The following is a 13,412-nucleotide window of genomic DNA, read 5'->3' as shown; positions in this document are numbered from 1 at the left end:
CCTGGCAGCTTTGTCGGCGGGGATTTGCGAAAACGATTGAATGAATGGATCGTCAAGGATAGTCCGCGCAGCGGACAAGCAGCCGAAGCTGACTTCGGGGAATTGCATCACCTATAACGTGGCCTGGCTAAAGGCCGGCGCGTACTATACCGGAATAACTCAAAAAAGGGAGTTTTATTTATCGGAAAATACCGCTGAACAGCCGATTGTCATGGGCTTTGCGCAGACTCGGACGACGGACTATTTTGCTCAGGCCCGCCGCTGTTGGTCGGAACGCTTAAACGGTTCACCTTTGTGCTTGAAACTGCTCTCTCAAACGTCCCTTTTGCCATCCAAGGAGCGCCTTCATGAATCAGCCCAGCGCCAGCCGTGTCAGCCGCGAGCAACGCGGCCATCTGTTCCTTATCGGCCTGGACCGGGTCGCTAAGCGCAATGCCTTCGACCTTGAGCTGCTCAATCAGCTGAGCCTGGCCTATGGCGAGTTCGAAGCCAGCGCCGACGCGCGAATCGCAGTGGTGTTCGGCCACGGTGAACACTTCAGCGCCGGGCTGGATCTGGCCAATGTCGGCACCGCCCTGGCTCAAGGCTGGCAGGCACCGCCCGGTGGCTGCGATCCCTGGGGGGTGTTCGCCGGACCACGGGTGAGCAAGCCAGTGATCGTCGCCGTGCAGGGTTACTGCCTGACCATCGGCATCGAGTTAATGCTGGCCGCCGATATCAACCTTTGCGCCAGCAACACCCGCTTTGCCCAGATGGAGGTGCAGCGCGGCATCTTTCCCTTCGGCGGCGCGACCCTGCGCCTGCACCAACTGGCCGGCTGGGGCAACGCCATGCGCTGGTTGCTGACCGGTGATGAATTCGATGCTCACGAGGCACTGCGGCTGGGGCTGGTGCAGGAAGTCATGGCCAGCGAGGACCTGCTGCCCCGGGCTATCGAGCTTGCCGAACGGATTGCCCGGCAGGCGCCGCTGGGAGTGCAAGCGACGCTGATGTCGGCGCGCCAGGCGCGCCTTGAAGGCGAGACGGCGGCCGCTCAGGGCTTACCGCCGCTGGTGCACAAGCTGATGAACAGCGAGGACGCCAAGGAAGGTGTACGGGCGATGATCGAGAAACGCCCAGGGGTCTTCAAGGGCTGTTGAAGGCCATGGCCGGCGGCGACCTTCGCCGGCAAGCCGGCCCCTGCAACTGTTATCTCAGGTGGCGGGGCGAATGGCCTTGATCAGAGCCTGCAGTGAGTAGCCCAGGCGTGGCGCCAGGGCTTCGGCCCGAGCAGTCAGCGCTGCCATGTCCAGCTCCTGATCCAGGTCGGACGGCACAATCAGAATCACGTTGCCCTCCTTCACCGGCAGCTCCCAGTAGTGCCGGTGATACAGCCCACGCAACAAGGCGGCCCCCAGAGGCCTGCCGTCATCGGTGGCCCATTGGTTGATCACCAGCCAGCCGCCCGGATTGAGGCGTTTCTGGCAGTTCTCCAGGAAGCCCCAGGCCAGATGCCCGACACCCGGTCCGACATCGGTGTACAGGTCGACGAAGATCAGGTCGGCAGACTCGGCACTGTCCAGCAATTCCAGCGCATCACCGACTCTTATATAGAGGCGCGGATCATCGTCCAGCCCCAGGTATTCGATAGCCAGGCGCGGCACGTCGGGACGCAGTTCGATAGCCTCGACATCTTCCAGAGGCAGGAACTTCAGGCAAGCCTGGGTCAGGGTGCCAGCCCCCAGCCCGAGAAACAGCGCGCTCTCCGGAGCCTCATGGCACAGTGCACCGATCAGCATGGCCCGGGTGTAGTCGTATTCCAGCCAACTGGGATCGGCCGTGAACACACAGCTTTGCTCGATGGCGTCGCCAAATTCGAGAAAGCGGTAATCCGCCACTTCCAGCACGCGGATCATGCCGAACTCGTCGTGAACTTCGGCGAGCACACGCTCGACGCGCTCCTCAGTCATTTCATCTCCTAGTCGCGCGGGCCTGAATTCTTGCCGGCGCGAAAAAACAACCGCTCGGCAGCGAGCGGGAAAGGCGCGATTGTCGGCCAAGCGAGAGGAGCAGGTCACGTACTAATTTGCTGCTAACATGCCCCTCCCACCGTAAAGCACTCGAGTCCGCGATGAGCCAACCCTGGAGCCCCGATAGCTGGCGCGCCTTGCCGATCCAGCAGCAACCCCACTACCCCGACGCTGCGCATCTGCTGCAGGTCGAGCAAACCCTGGCCAGTTATCCTCCCCTGGTGTTTGCCGGTGAAGCCCGCGAGTTGCGCCGTCAGTTTGCCGAGGTCACCCAGGGTCGGGCCTTCCTGCTGCAGGGTGGCGACTGCGCCGAAAGCTTCGCCGAATTCTCCGCAGCGAAGATCCGCGACACCTTCAAGGTGCTGCTGCAGATGGCCATTGTCATGACCTTTGCCGCCGGTTGCCCGGTGGTCAAGGTTGGACGCATGGCCGGCCAGTTCGCCAAGCCACGCTCGGCCAACGACGAGACCATCAATGGCGTGACCCTGCCGGCCTATCGCGGCGACATCGTCAACGGCATCGGCTTCGATGAAAAAAGTCGGGTGCCAGACCCGGACCGCCTGTTGCAGTCCTACCACCAGGCCACTGCCACCCTCAATCTGCTGCGGGCCTTCGCCCAAGGCGGCTTCGCCGACCTGCACCAAGTGCACAAGTGGAACCTGGACTTCATCGCCAACTCGGCCCTGGCCGAGAAATACAGCCAATTGGCGGATCGCATTGATGAAACCCTGACCTTCATGCGCGCCTGTGGCATGGACAGCTCGCCGCAACTGCGCGAAACCAGCTTCTTCACCGCCCACGAAGCGCTGCTGCTGAACTACGAAGAAGCCTTCGTGCGCCGCGATAGCTTGACCAACGACTACTACGATTGCTCCGCGCACATGCTGTGGATTGGCGACCGCACCCGGCAACTGGATGGCGCCCATGTGGAGTTCCTGCGCGGGGTGAACAACCCGATCGGGGTCAAGGTCGGACCAAGCATGAACACCGAGGAGCTGATCCGCCTGATCGATATCCTCAACCCGGACAACGATCCCGGCCGCCTCAATCTGATCGTGCGTATGGGCGCAAACAAGGTCGGCGATCACCTGCCCCAGCTGATTCGCGCAGTGGAAAGCGAAGGCAAGCAAGTGCTGTGGAGCTCGGACCCGATGCACGGCAACACCATCAAGGCCAGCAGCGGCTACAAGACCCGGGATTTCGCGCAGATCCTCACCGAAGTGAAACAGTTCTTCCAGGTACACCAGGCGGAAGGCAGCTATGCCGGCGGCATCCATATCGAGATGACTGGGCAGAATGTCACCGAATGCATCGGTGGCGCGCGACCGATTACCGAAGACGGTTTGTCGGACCGCTATCACACCCATTGCGACCCTCGGATGAACGCCGATCAGTCACTGGAACTGGCGTTTCTGATTGCCGAGACCTTGAAGCAGGTCAAACGCTGAAGATCGCTTTCGCGGGCCAGGCCGCTCCTACAGGACGGGTCTAGGAGCGGCCTGGCCGGCGCAACTTTTACCGCAGTACCTGACGCAAGCGCCGAGCCCCGTCGCGCTGGCAATTGAGCTGGATCTGCGCCAGCCCCAGCCAGTCGGCCATCTGCTGCAATTGCACCGCCAGTGCCTGGATCCCCTGCTCGTCCAGGCCCGGCTCTTCCTCATGTACCGCGTGCACCGCCAGGCGCCCTTGCGCCCGTTCCGCCCGCAGGTCGACCCGGGCGACGATACTCTCGTTGTGCAGGAACGGCAGCACGTAGTAGCCATAGATCCGCTTGTGCCGGGGCGTGTAGATCTCCAGCCGGTAGCGAAAATCGAACAGTCGCTCAGTACGACTGCGCTCCCAGATCAGCGAATCAAAAGGCGATAACAGCGCACTGGCCTCGACCTTGCGCGGCACCTTGACCTCAGGCAGGCAATAGGCCGTCTGCCGCCAACCCTGTACCTCGCAGGCCAGCAACTCGCCGGACTCCAGCAGCTCGGCCAGGCGCGCACGGCTGTCGCCGGGCTCGAAACGAAAGTAATCGCGCAGATCCTTTTCCGTGGCCACGCCCAATGCCGTCGCTCCCTGCACCAACAGTCGGCGCTGAGCCTGGGCTTCGTCCAGCAAGGGTTGCCCAAGGATCGCCGACGGAATCACCCGCTCCGGCAAATCGTACAGACGCTCGAACCCGCGACGCCCTGCCACTGTTACTTCACCGGCGGCGAACAGCCATTCCAGCGCATGTTTTTCATTGCTCCAGTCCCACCAGGGCCCCGCCCGCTGCTCACGAGTGGACAGACTGCCGGCCCCCAAGGCGCCCTGCTCCTCAACCGCCGCCAGCACTCGGCGAATAGTGACTCGCTGTTCCTGGCCAAAGCGCGCCAACTGGGAATAGATGCCCTGCCCCTGCCGCGCCCGCTGCATCCGCCAGCGCATCAACGGGTACATGGACATCGGTAACAACGACGCTTCATGCCCCCAGTACTCGAACAAGGTACGTTGCCGCCCCTGACTCCAGGCCGCCTGGTCGAGCAGTTGCTGTGGATAACTGCCAAGACGGGAAAACAGCGGCAGGTAATGGGCGCGTACCAAGGCGTTAACCGAATCGATCTGCAGCAGCCCCAGACGCTCTATCTGCTGATTGAGCCGAGCGGCCTTGATCGACGCCGGCGGCGGGCGCCCGCCAAACCCTTGGGCGGCCAATGCCAGTCGTCGAGCCTGCTTGAGAGAGAAACAGCGTTCTGCGGGCATGTGGTTCTCCTTGTCTGCCCGCACGCTAACGCACCAAGAACCGACTTGTGTAGCTGTCCGCTGCTTATTTGTGCATCGGGTCATCCCAGAACGGCCGGACCCGCTCGTGCTCGACATCTGCCCGAGTGAGCCCCAGGTCCTTCAACGCTTCATCGCTCAGCCCGGCAAGCATCCGGCGCTCCCGACCCAACGCATGCCAACGGATCACCCTGTGCCAGAGCGTACGTAGCGACAACGCCTGAAATGACAGCTTGTGGACCAGCACATAACCTTTTTGACCTTTCATCATCTTGCCCTCCAGTGTGGATGACGAAAGTGTGTTCCCGGGAATAAGATCAATCCAACGAATGTTTCTTATGCCGTACATCTCGGAGATTGATGAATTGTCCCAGTTCCCCAGTATCGACACCGAAGTGCTACGCACCTTCGTCGCCATCGCCGATGAAGGCGGATTCACTCGGGCTGGGGAACGGGTCAATCGCACCCAGTCGGCGGTGAGCATGCAGATGAAGCGCCTCGAAGAGGATGTGCTGCAACGCCGGTTATTCCAGCGCGATGGGCGCCAGGTCAAGCTGACTGCCGAGGGGCAGGTGCTGCTGGGCTATGCCCGGCGCATCCTGAAACTGCACAGCGAGGTGTTCAATACCCTGCGCGAACCGCACATGGTGGGGTTGGTACGTATCGGCACGCCAGATGACTACGTGATGCGCTTTCTACCGGGGATTCTGTCGCGCTTCGCCCAGAGCTACCCACTGATCCAGATCGAAGTGCATTGCGAATCGTCCAAGCAGTTGCTGCAACGCCAGGACCTGGACCTGTCCATCGTCACCCGCGAACCGGGCAACGAAATCGGCCAGTTACTGCGCAAGGAGCGCTTTGTCTGGGCCCAGGCCCAGTGCTTCAGTGCCCATGAGCAAACGCCCCTGCCCCTGGCGATGTTCAACAGCGACTGCTTCTGCCGGCTCTGGGCCTGCAATGCCCTGGACGCCGTCGGCCTCGATTATCGGATTGCCTACAACAGTTCGAGCCTGTCGGCGATCATGGCGGTGGTCAGCGCCGGACTGGCGGTCACTGCGCAACTGGAAAGCCTGATCACTCCGGACATGCGCATCCTCGGCGAAAACGAAGGGCTGCCTCAGCTGCCAGAGGCCAGCATCATGCTGTTGCGCAATCTCAATACCCCCTCCCCGATCACCGAGTGCCTGGCCGAACACATTGTCGAAGGTTTCAAACTTTAAAGGCCAGCATTGCCGCACACACCACCAGGAACCCACAGAACAAACCGCGCAACAGTCGCTCAGGCAAGGCATGAGCGACCTTAACCCCCCAACTGATGCTAAACAGGCCACCCACCGCCAAGGGCAGGCCAATCATCCAGTCCACCTGATGGTGAAAACCATAGGTCACCAGGGTCACACAGGTACTGGGCAGCGCCAACGCCAGGGACAGACCTTGCGCCACCACCTGGGTAGTACCGAAGACGCTGGTCAGCACCGGCGTCGCCACCACCGCGCCACCGACCCCGAAGAGTCCGCCCATGGTCCCGGACGCCGCACCGAGGACGCCCAGCCAAGGCCAGGAGTAACGCATCTGGTCACTGGCCGGGGCACTGGCCATGAACATGCGCAACAGGTTGTAGGTGGACAGGACCAGGAGAAAAGCGACAAAACCAATACGCATTTTCTGCGCATCAATTCCAACAGCCCAGATCGAACCCAGCCAGGCAAAACTGAAGCCCATCAGTGCCAGTGGCACCGCGTGGCGCAACTCGATACGGTTGCGCTGGTGATAACGCCTCAGCGCCAACATCACATTCGGCACCACCATTACCAGCGCCGTGCCCTGGGCAATCTGCTGATCCAGGCCGAACAGCACACCGAGCACGGGAATCGCGATCAGGCCGCCGCCAATGCCGAACAGACCGCCCACCGTTCCCAGGGCCGCGCCCAACAACAGATACATCACTAACTCGATCAACGCCGCTCTCCTCACCTCAAGCCTTGCATGCTACGCAGTCCGCCCTGGCACGGAAACGCATAGCAACGCACAATGGCTTTGCCGTTTTCGCATAAGCGATGTTGACCATGAATCCCAACACCCTCACCGAACAACTCGGGCTGTTTCTGGACGTGCTGGAGTCCGGCAGTTTCTCCGCGGCAGCCCGCCGCCATCCGTTGACCCCTTCGGCTGTGGCCCGGCGCATCGACAGCCTGGAAAGCGCCGTGGGCACAACTCTGTTCATGCGTACCACGCATGCCGTGGTGGCCACAGCTGCCGGCCAAGCGTTTGCCGAGCGAGCCCGGCGCATCGTCGCCGAGCTGCAACTGGCCCGCGCCGAGGCCGTCTCCTTGAGCCATGCGCCGGAAGGCCTGATCCGCATCGATGCGCCGGCAGCCTTCGGTCGGCGTCATCTGGCGCCGGCCATTGCCGATTTCCTAGGGCTCTACCCGGGCCTGGATGTGCAACTGCACTTGATCGACAGTTTCGTCGACATGCAAGGTTCCCACCTTGGCAAGGTTGATCTGGTACTACGAGCCGGGCAAAGGGTGGACACGCGAATGGTCGCCACCTCCCTGGCCAGCATCGTACGGATCGCCTGTGCCAGCCCGGCCTATCTGAAAAGCCGTGGCACCCCGACCCACCCCGCAGAACTCATTGAGCACGACGGCCTTGACTGGGATGGCCTGGCGCCGCTGTTCGCCTGGCGTTTCGAACTCGACGGCCGGGTCCACAGCTATCGCCCACAACGCATCCGCCTCAGCGCCAACAATGCCGAGGCCCTGCTCTCCGGCGCCCTGGCCGGGCTCGGCATTGCCCATCTTCCCACCTGGCTGGTGAGCGAATATCTGTTACGCGGGGAACTGGTGCCACTGTTCTGCGATGCCGGGCTGCCCAAACCGGAAACCGCCGGTATCTATGCCTTGCGCATGGAACAGCACCCCAATGCTCGCAGCCGCCTGTTGCTGGAATACCTGAAGACCCGCTTCAGCCCGGTTCCACCCTGGGACCTGGCGCTGCAGAGCGCGATGAACTGACTGACGACGAGAATTGTCTGGCGCATTAAAGACTCGCCCGCTAGATTCAGGACCATTAACGATCAAGGCTGCCCAGATGACTACCGACCATACCCCCCAGGCCCCTTGCGATCAGTTGCTGCTGGACAATCAGGTGTGTTTCGCCCTGCACTCGACCTCGCTACTGATGACCAAGGTCTACAAACCGCTGCTGCAAAAACTGCGACTGACCTACCCGCAGTACCTGGCGATGCTGGTGCTCTGGGAGCAGGACGGGCTGACAGTCGGTGAGATCAGCCAGCGTCTGTTGACCGATCCTGGCTCCCTGACCCCCTTGCTCAAGCGCCTGGAAGCCGAGGGCCTGCTCAGCCGTACTCGCAGCCGTGAAGATGAACGTGTAGTGATTATCGAGCTGACTGAACAAGGTCGCGCACTGCGGGATCAGGCCCGGGATATTCCACAATGCATCCTTGGCGCCAGCGGTCGGTCTGTAGAGCAATTGCAACAGCTGCAAGCAGACTTGCAGGTGCTGCGAGGGCATTTGCAGAAGAACCTCTGAGGTATCGGTGAGCAATCCGCTCCAGTGAGGAGCGGCAACCGTCTTCAGCACAAAAAAATATCTTATTTGAAATCAAAGGCCTGAATCTGATTTTGCATGTGCTGCAAGTCTCTTTGAGGTTTTTATATTGCGCGCCAAATAATTGCGCGATACATTTATTTCGCACTTACTTAGCGCGCAAATAATTAGCGCAAAATAAATCTGAAACGAGGCTTCCCACCATGCAAACCCTCTACACCGCAGTTGCAACCGCCACCGGTGGCCGTGATGGTCGCGCGGTTTCCAACGACAACATTCTCGACGTCAAGCTGGCTACCCCCAAAGAACTGGGTGGTGCCGGTGGACAAGCAACCAACCCGGAACAACTGTTCGCCGCCGGCTACTCAGCCTGCTTTATCGGCGCCCTGAAGTTCGTTGCCAGCCAGAGCAAACGCTCGATTCCGGACGACACATCGATCACTGCCCATGTCGGTATCGGCCAGATCCCGGGCGGTTTTGGTCTGGACATCGACCTGCATGTCAGCCTGCCGGGCCTGGCACTGGACGAGGCACAAAGCCTGGTGGACGCCGCGCATCAGGTCTGCCCCTACTCCAATGCCACCCGCGGCAATGTCGATGTGCGCCTGCACGTCAGCGTCTGAAACAGTAAATCCCAGGCATAAAAAAGCCCGACTCAAGGTCGGGCTTTTTCATCTGCAAAGTCGAGCCAGGTTTAAACCTTGGCGCGGCCTTTGTAGGAACCGCCTTCGCGGGTATCGATCTCGATCCAATCGCCGATTTCGATGAAATCTGCAACGCTCAGCTCGGTACCGTTTTTCAGTTTGGCAGGCTTCATCACCTTGCCCGAAGTGTCACCGCGAGCGGAACCTTCGGTGTAGTCAATCTGGCGCACGATGGTGGTCGGCAGATCAACGGAAACCAGACGATCGTCGAAGAACACAGCTTCGCAAACGTCGGTCATGCCTTCTTCGATGAACGGCAGAACCGCTTCGATGTCTTCGGCGTTCAGCTCGTACATGGTGTAGTCAGTGGTGTCCATGAACGTGTAGGTGTCACCGCTGATGAACGACAGGGTCGCTTCTTTGCGATCCAGGATCACGTCGTCCAGCTTGTCGTCCGCACCGTAAACGGTTTCGGTCTTGTAACCGGTCAGCAGGTTCTTCAGCTTGGTCTTCATGATCGCGCTGTTACGACCGGACTTGGTGAATTCAGCTTTCTGAACCAGCCAAGGATCGTTGTCGATACGGATCACGGTACCGGGTTTGAGTTCTTTACCAGTTTTCATTGCGAATATCCGAATTTGGATGGGATTTACAAAAATCTAGGCCGCGTATCATATCCAATTTAGGTAAAACTGCACCAGCGCCGCAGCAAGATCGGCTTGCAAGCCTTGTTCCAGACACCATTGTTCGGTGTGTTTCGTGACTTCCGGCCAGTGTTGCAGCAGGTTTTTCCAGGAATCGGCCATGGGTGCCTCAGTGTTCCAGGCCCGCCACAAGGCCAGGACCGCAGCCTTGGCGCCCGGGGAAAGCGCCCGGGTGTACAAGGAGAGAAAGGCCTCTAGCTTGTCCAGGTGGATGTCTTCGTCCTGCCGGTAGATGTGCCAGAGCATCGGTCGCCCCGCCCATTGCGCCCGCACAAAGGAGTCCTCCCCCCGCACCGCGTTGAAAGCACAGCACCACAGCAGTCGGTCGTAATCCTCCTGACGCACAAAGGGCAGCACCTGGATGGTCAGGGCCTGGCGTACTCGCAGGCTGCCAACAGTCAGTGGCTCGGCTCCCAACCAGCGCTGCACATCTCCCAGAATCCGTCCTTCAGGCACCAGTAGATGGGTCGGCTGGGCATCCGCGGCCAAAACATCCAACCAACTGGCGAGGCCCGCATTTTCGTAGGCAAACAGCGATATCAATCGGGCATCAGCGGCGGGCGAAACGCCCAGTCCCTGGAGGAAATCCAGCTGGGCCTGGCGATTGCGCTGGAAGTCATGCCGCTGTTCCAGCAGTCCTGCCTCGCGCAGGAGCCCACCGGTACCGGCCTGAAAACCGGGAAAGAAGAAGTACTTCTGCACCCCACGAAACTTCACCGAAGGCAGGCCGTGACAACCACTGACCCAGTCCTCGGCGCTCAGGTAGTCCAGATTCAGCCACAGCGGCGCACGCTCGCGGTCGGCCATGGCGTCCATATAGGCGTGGGGCAACTGACAAGCAAACGCGGCGATCACCACATCGGCCGCCACTTCTGCCTGCCAAGCAGCCGGCCAGTGCCTGACTTCGACTCCATCCTGGTATTGCCGGGCCAGCTCGACGTCAATCTGCGGGCAGATTTTTTCGAACGCGCGCAAGTCATCGACCCACAAACGCACCACACATTGATGCTCGGCCACCAGTTGCCGGGCCAGGCGCCAGGTCACGCCAATGTCGCCGTAGTTGTCGACCACGCTGCAAAAAATGTCCCAGGAGGCTTTCATTCCAGTCCCCGATTGGCAAAGGCGCCGATTGTCCGCATAAATGCGCCTGTGCAGAAGAGCCAACCGCGATTATCTTCGTGCGACAATCAGCCCTCGCCCAACACTGCCCGCCAGGAGGCAACCATGTCCTATCGCCCACCCGCCCGTCGACCGCTGCGCATCAGCCTCAACGTTCTGGCCCTCAGCGGCAGTATCGCCCTGGGCCTGTGGCTGGGTTTTCTGGCCATCGCCCTGACCTGCTGGCTGGCTGCGCATTTTCTCTTCAACCAACAACTGGCGCCCGTGGCGCAAGCGGTGCAGCAGCTGGCGAAACCACCGGTGGTCGTACCTGAGCCACCGAACCGCTTGTTCGAACAGTATCAGGAGAACCTGCGCAAGAACGAAGAGCTGCAGTCCCTGGATAGTGCTCGCAAAAACCCACGCAACTTGTCCAACCCCAAGTGCCAGTTCTGGTTGCAACAGGACCAGACCGCACCAAGCGAAAAGAGTCGGGCCAATGTCCTGCAATTCTGTAATTGACCATGAATAAACAGTCTGTCTGCCAACTGATTCTGCAACAACTTCGGGACGATCTGGAGGTTGCGTCACGGGCCGCGCAAACCGCCTACGAAACCGCTACCCATGAAGAGAATATTGCCGAGAACAAATACGACACCTTGGGCCTGGAAGCCTCCTACCTGGCGGCCGGCCAAGCCCGGCGGGTCGAAGAGATCCGTCAGGCGCTGAATCTTTGGCAAAATTTGCCCCTGCGCCCTTACGACTCACAGTCCGGAATTCAGGTCGGCGCGTTGTTGGGGCTGGAAGATCAAAACGGCCACGAACAATGGCTGTTTCTGGGTCCCGATGGGGCGGGCCTGAAAGTCTATGTGGTGGGGCAGTTGGTGACCGTCATCACTCCACGCTCGCCGCTGGGCAAAAGCCTACTGGGCAAGTTCGAGGAGGATGAGGTGGAAATCGTGGTGGCCGAGACTCGGCAACAGTTCACTGTCACCGAGGTCCGCTAGGCTGGCTGAAAATCAGTGAACCGGCAGTTCGACGCCATCGAACAGCTCTTCCAGCTCCTGCTTGTTGTGGCATTGAATTGCCTTGGCCATGACTTCACGGGTGAGGTGCGGAGCAAACTTCTCGATGAAGTCGCACATGAAGCCACGCAGGAAGGTGCCACGACGGAAACCGATCTTGGTGATGCTCGACTCGAACAATTCACTGGCATCCAGCACCACCAGGTCGCTGTCGAGCTTGGTGTCGACCGCCATCTTGGCCACGATGCCCACGCCTAGCCCCAAACGCACATAGGTCTTGATCACGTCGGCGTCGGCGGCGGTGAACACCACCTTCGGCGTCAGACCACGATGGCTGAAGGCCTCGTCGAGCTTGGAGCGGCCGGTAAAACCGAAGACGTAGGTAACGATGGGGTACTCGGCCAGGGTTTCCAGGGTCAACTTCGGCAGCTTGGTCAGCGGGTGACCCTGCGGCACCACCACGCAACGGTTCCAGCGGTAGCACGGCATCATCACCAGATCACCGAACAGTTCCAGAGCCTCGGTGGCAATGGCGAAATCCACGGTGCCGTCGGCGGCCATTTCCGCGATCTGCATCGGTGAGCCCTGGTGCATGTGCAGAGCGACGTCGGGGTATTGCTTGATAAAGCTACTGATCACCGGTGGCAAGGCGTAGCGCGCCTGGGTATGGGTGGTCGCGATGGACAGAGTGCCCTTCTTCTCGTTGGAGAACTCCTGGGCAATCTGCTTGATGCTTTCGACCTTGCGCAGAATCTCGCCGGCGGTGGTGATGATGCGCTCACCGGCCGGGGTTACGCGGGTCAGGTGCTTGCCGCTACGGGCGAAGACCTCAACGCCGAGTTCGTCCTCGAGCAGACGGATCTGCTTGCTGATACCTGGTTGCGAGGTGTAAAGGCTTTGGGCAGTAGCGGAAACGTTGAGGTCGTGGTGCGCCACTTCCCAGATGTAGCGCAATTGTTGAAGCTTCATATGAATCCCTCAAAGCAGGTAGACGCCACGGGTATCAGCGACGGTATATAACTATATTAATGGTCAGGAGAATAAATCTAGAACTTTTATTCAAAATTTTCCATTCCGTCCTCAGACATCGCCCTGACGTCGGCGCTGCACCAGAGGCACCAGGTAAACCGGTACTTTGGCCAACTGCAAAACCCGGGTTGCCGTACGCCCCAAAGGAGTTTGAGCACCGACCCCGTGGCTATGACTTCCCACGATCAGCAAATCCACCGAGAGTTTCGCCGCCTGATCCAGAATCACCTGTGACGGATCCCCCTGAAGGACACGCACCGACTGGATCAAGACCAGATCCTGCATGCCCTCCCCCAACTCCTCGCGAAAACTGTCGAGCACCCGCTGCTCGATATTGGCCATTACCGTACTCAGGCCCTGGCGATGAAACTCATTCAGCGACTGCTCATCCAGGTAACTCTGCAACACCGATTCGGCGAACAGGCCCATGGGTTCTACAGCGTGCACTACATGTAAGTCGGCATTGAACGTTCGAGCCAGCTCCAGCGCATGCTGCATCACAAAAGGTGCATACAGACCGAGGTCGGTGGCATACAGCATCGAACGAATCATATGACCTCCTCAACTGCCAATACGGCGGAG

At 60.1% G+C, this 13,412-nt stretch carries 16 protein-coding genes; 8 read left to right on the top strand and 8 right to left on the bottom strand.

Features of this window, described 5'->3' with window-relative positions; genetic code table 11:
* Positions 1-347 precede the first annotated feature (347 nt).
* Complete coding sequence (locus GV818_RS17170) at positions 348-1,139, top strand: crotonase/enoyl-CoA hydratase family protein (RefSeq protein WP_161777060.1); 792 nt, start codon at positions 348-350, stop codon at positions 1,137-1,139.
* A gap of 54 nt (positions 1,140-1,193) precedes the next feature.
* Here the strand turns inward: GV818_RS17170 and GV818_RS17165 are convergent, their stop codons facing one another.
* Positions 1,194-1,949, bottom strand: coding sequence for a spermidine synthase (locus tag GV818_RS17165; RefSeq protein WP_161756978.1), 756 nt, complete (start codon positions 1,947-1,949; stop codon positions 1,194-1,196).
* Between the two features lie 161 nt (positions 1,950-2,110).
* Here GV818_RS17165 and GV818_RS17160 point away from each other — a divergent pair, with 161 nt between their 5' ends.
* On the top strand, positions 2,111-3,457 hold the full coding sequence (locus tag GV818_RS17160) for a class II 3-deoxy-7-phosphoheptulonate synthase (protein WP_161777059.1): 1,347 nt from the start codon (positions 2,111-2,113) through the stop codon (positions 3,455-3,457).
* 67 nt (positions 3,458-3,524) lie between these two features.
* On the opposite strand, the gene GV818_RS17155 is transcribed toward GV818_RS17160, so the two are convergent.
* Together GV818_RS17155 and GV818_RS17150 are read right to left on the bottom strand one after the other, a co-directional pair.
* Positions 3,525-4,739 (bottom strand): winged helix-turn-helix domain-containing protein, encoded by a 1,215-nt coding sequence (locus GV818_RS17155; RefSeq protein WP_161777058.1) that lies wholly within the window; start codon positions 4,737-4,739, stop codon positions 3,525-3,527.
* Positions 4,740-4,803: 64 nt separating this feature from the next.
* Positions 4,804-5,025, bottom strand: a complete 222-nt coding sequence (locus tag GV818_RS17150; RefSeq protein WP_161757115.1) for a DUF1127 domain-containing protein — start codon at positions 5,023-5,025, stop codon at positions 4,804-4,806.
* A 97-nt stretch (positions 5,026-5,122) separates the two neighbouring features.
* Here GV818_RS17150 and GV818_RS17145 point away from each other — a divergent pair, with 97 nt between their 5' ends.
* Positions 5,123-5,977 (top strand): LysR substrate-binding domain-containing protein, encoded by an 855-nt coding sequence (locus tag GV818_RS17145; RefSeq protein WP_178124966.1) that lies wholly within the window; start codon positions 5,123-5,125, stop codon positions 5,975-5,977.
* Here the strand turns inward: GV818_RS17145 and GV818_RS17140 are convergent.
* Entirely contained in the window at positions 5,967-6,716 is a 750-nt protein-coding gene (locus GV818_RS17140) for a sulfite exporter TauE/SafE family protein (RefSeq protein WP_161777056.1), read from the bottom strand. The genes GV818_RS17145 and GV818_RS17140 overlap by 11 nt on opposite strands.
* A gap of 107 nt (positions 6,717-6,823) precedes the next feature.
* On the opposite strand from GV818_RS17140, the gene GV818_RS17135 reads away from it, so the two are divergent.
* The 3 genes from GV818_RS17135 (at position 6,824) to GV818_RS17125 (ending at position 8,953) form a co-directional block, all read left to right on the top strand.
* Complete coding sequence (locus GV818_RS17135; protein ID WP_161777055.1) at positions 6,824-7,774, top strand: LysR family transcriptional regulator; 951 nt, start codon at positions 6,824-6,826, stop codon at positions 7,772-7,774.
* A gap of 76 nt (positions 7,775-7,850) precedes the next feature.
* Entirely contained in the window at positions 7,851-8,312 is a 462-nt protein-coding gene (locus tag GV818_RS17130; protein WP_161756984.1) for a MarR family winged helix-turn-helix transcriptional regulator, read from the top strand.
* A 221-nt stretch (positions 8,313-8,533) separates the two neighbouring features.
* Positions 8,534-8,953, top strand: a complete 420-nt coding sequence (locus GV818_RS17125; RefSeq protein WP_161756985.1) for an organic hydroperoxide resistance protein — start codon at positions 8,534-8,536, stop codon at positions 8,951-8,953.
* A gap of 71 nt (positions 8,954-9,024) precedes the next feature.
* Here GV818_RS17125 and GV818_RS17120 read toward each other — a convergent pair whose 3' ends face one another.
* Positions 9,025-9,597 carry an elongation factor P gene (locus GV818_RS17120; protein ID WP_161756986.1) on the bottom strand — a complete coding sequence of 191 codons (573 nt, stop codon included), beginning with the start codon at positions 9,595-9,597 and terminating at the stop codon, positions 9,025-9,027.
* A 48-nt stretch (positions 9,598-9,645) separates the two neighbouring features.
* Entirely contained in the window at positions 9,646-10,779 is a 1,134-nt protein-coding gene (earP, locus tag GV818_RS17115; RefSeq protein ID WP_161777054.1) for an elongation factor P maturation arginine rhamnosyltransferase EarP, read from the bottom strand.
* A gap of 123 nt (positions 10,780-10,902) precedes the next feature.
* Between earP and GV818_RS17110 the strand changes: the two genes are divergently transcribed.
* Positions 10,903-11,298, top strand: a complete 396-nt coding sequence (locus GV818_RS17110; RefSeq protein WP_161777053.1) for a hypothetical protein — start codon at positions 10,903-10,905, stop codon at positions 11,296-11,298.
* 2 nt (positions 11,299-11,300) lie between these two features.
* Entirely contained in the window at positions 11,301-11,783 is a 483-nt protein-coding gene (locus GV818_RS17105; protein WP_161757030.1) for a GreA/GreB family elongation factor, read from the top strand.
* 12 nt (positions 11,784-11,795) lie between these two features.
* On the opposite strand, the gene cysB is transcribed toward GV818_RS17105, so the two are convergent.
* Both cysB and GV818_RS17095 read right to left on the bottom strand, forming a co-directional pair.
* Complete coding sequence (gene cysB / locus GV818_RS17100) at positions 11,796-12,770, bottom strand: HTH-type transcriptional regulator CysB (protein WP_007931387.1); 975 nt, start codon at positions 12,768-12,770, stop codon at positions 11,796-11,798.
* A 111-nt stretch (positions 12,771-12,881) separates the two neighbouring features.
* Entirely contained in the window at positions 12,882-13,382 is a 501-nt protein-coding gene (locus GV818_RS17095) for a universal stress protein (RefSeq protein WP_161757031.1), read from the bottom strand.
* Positions 13,383-13,412 lie beyond the last annotated feature (30 nt).

It is taken from the genome of Pseudomonas sp. Fl4BN1, from assembly GCF_009908285.1.
Lineage (GTDB): Bacteria > Pseudomonadota > Gammaproteobacteria > Pseudomonadales > Pseudomonadaceae > Aquipseudomonas.
Note: the sequence above shows the minus strand (reverse complement) of the source record. Positions and strands in the feature narration are given on the sequence as shown.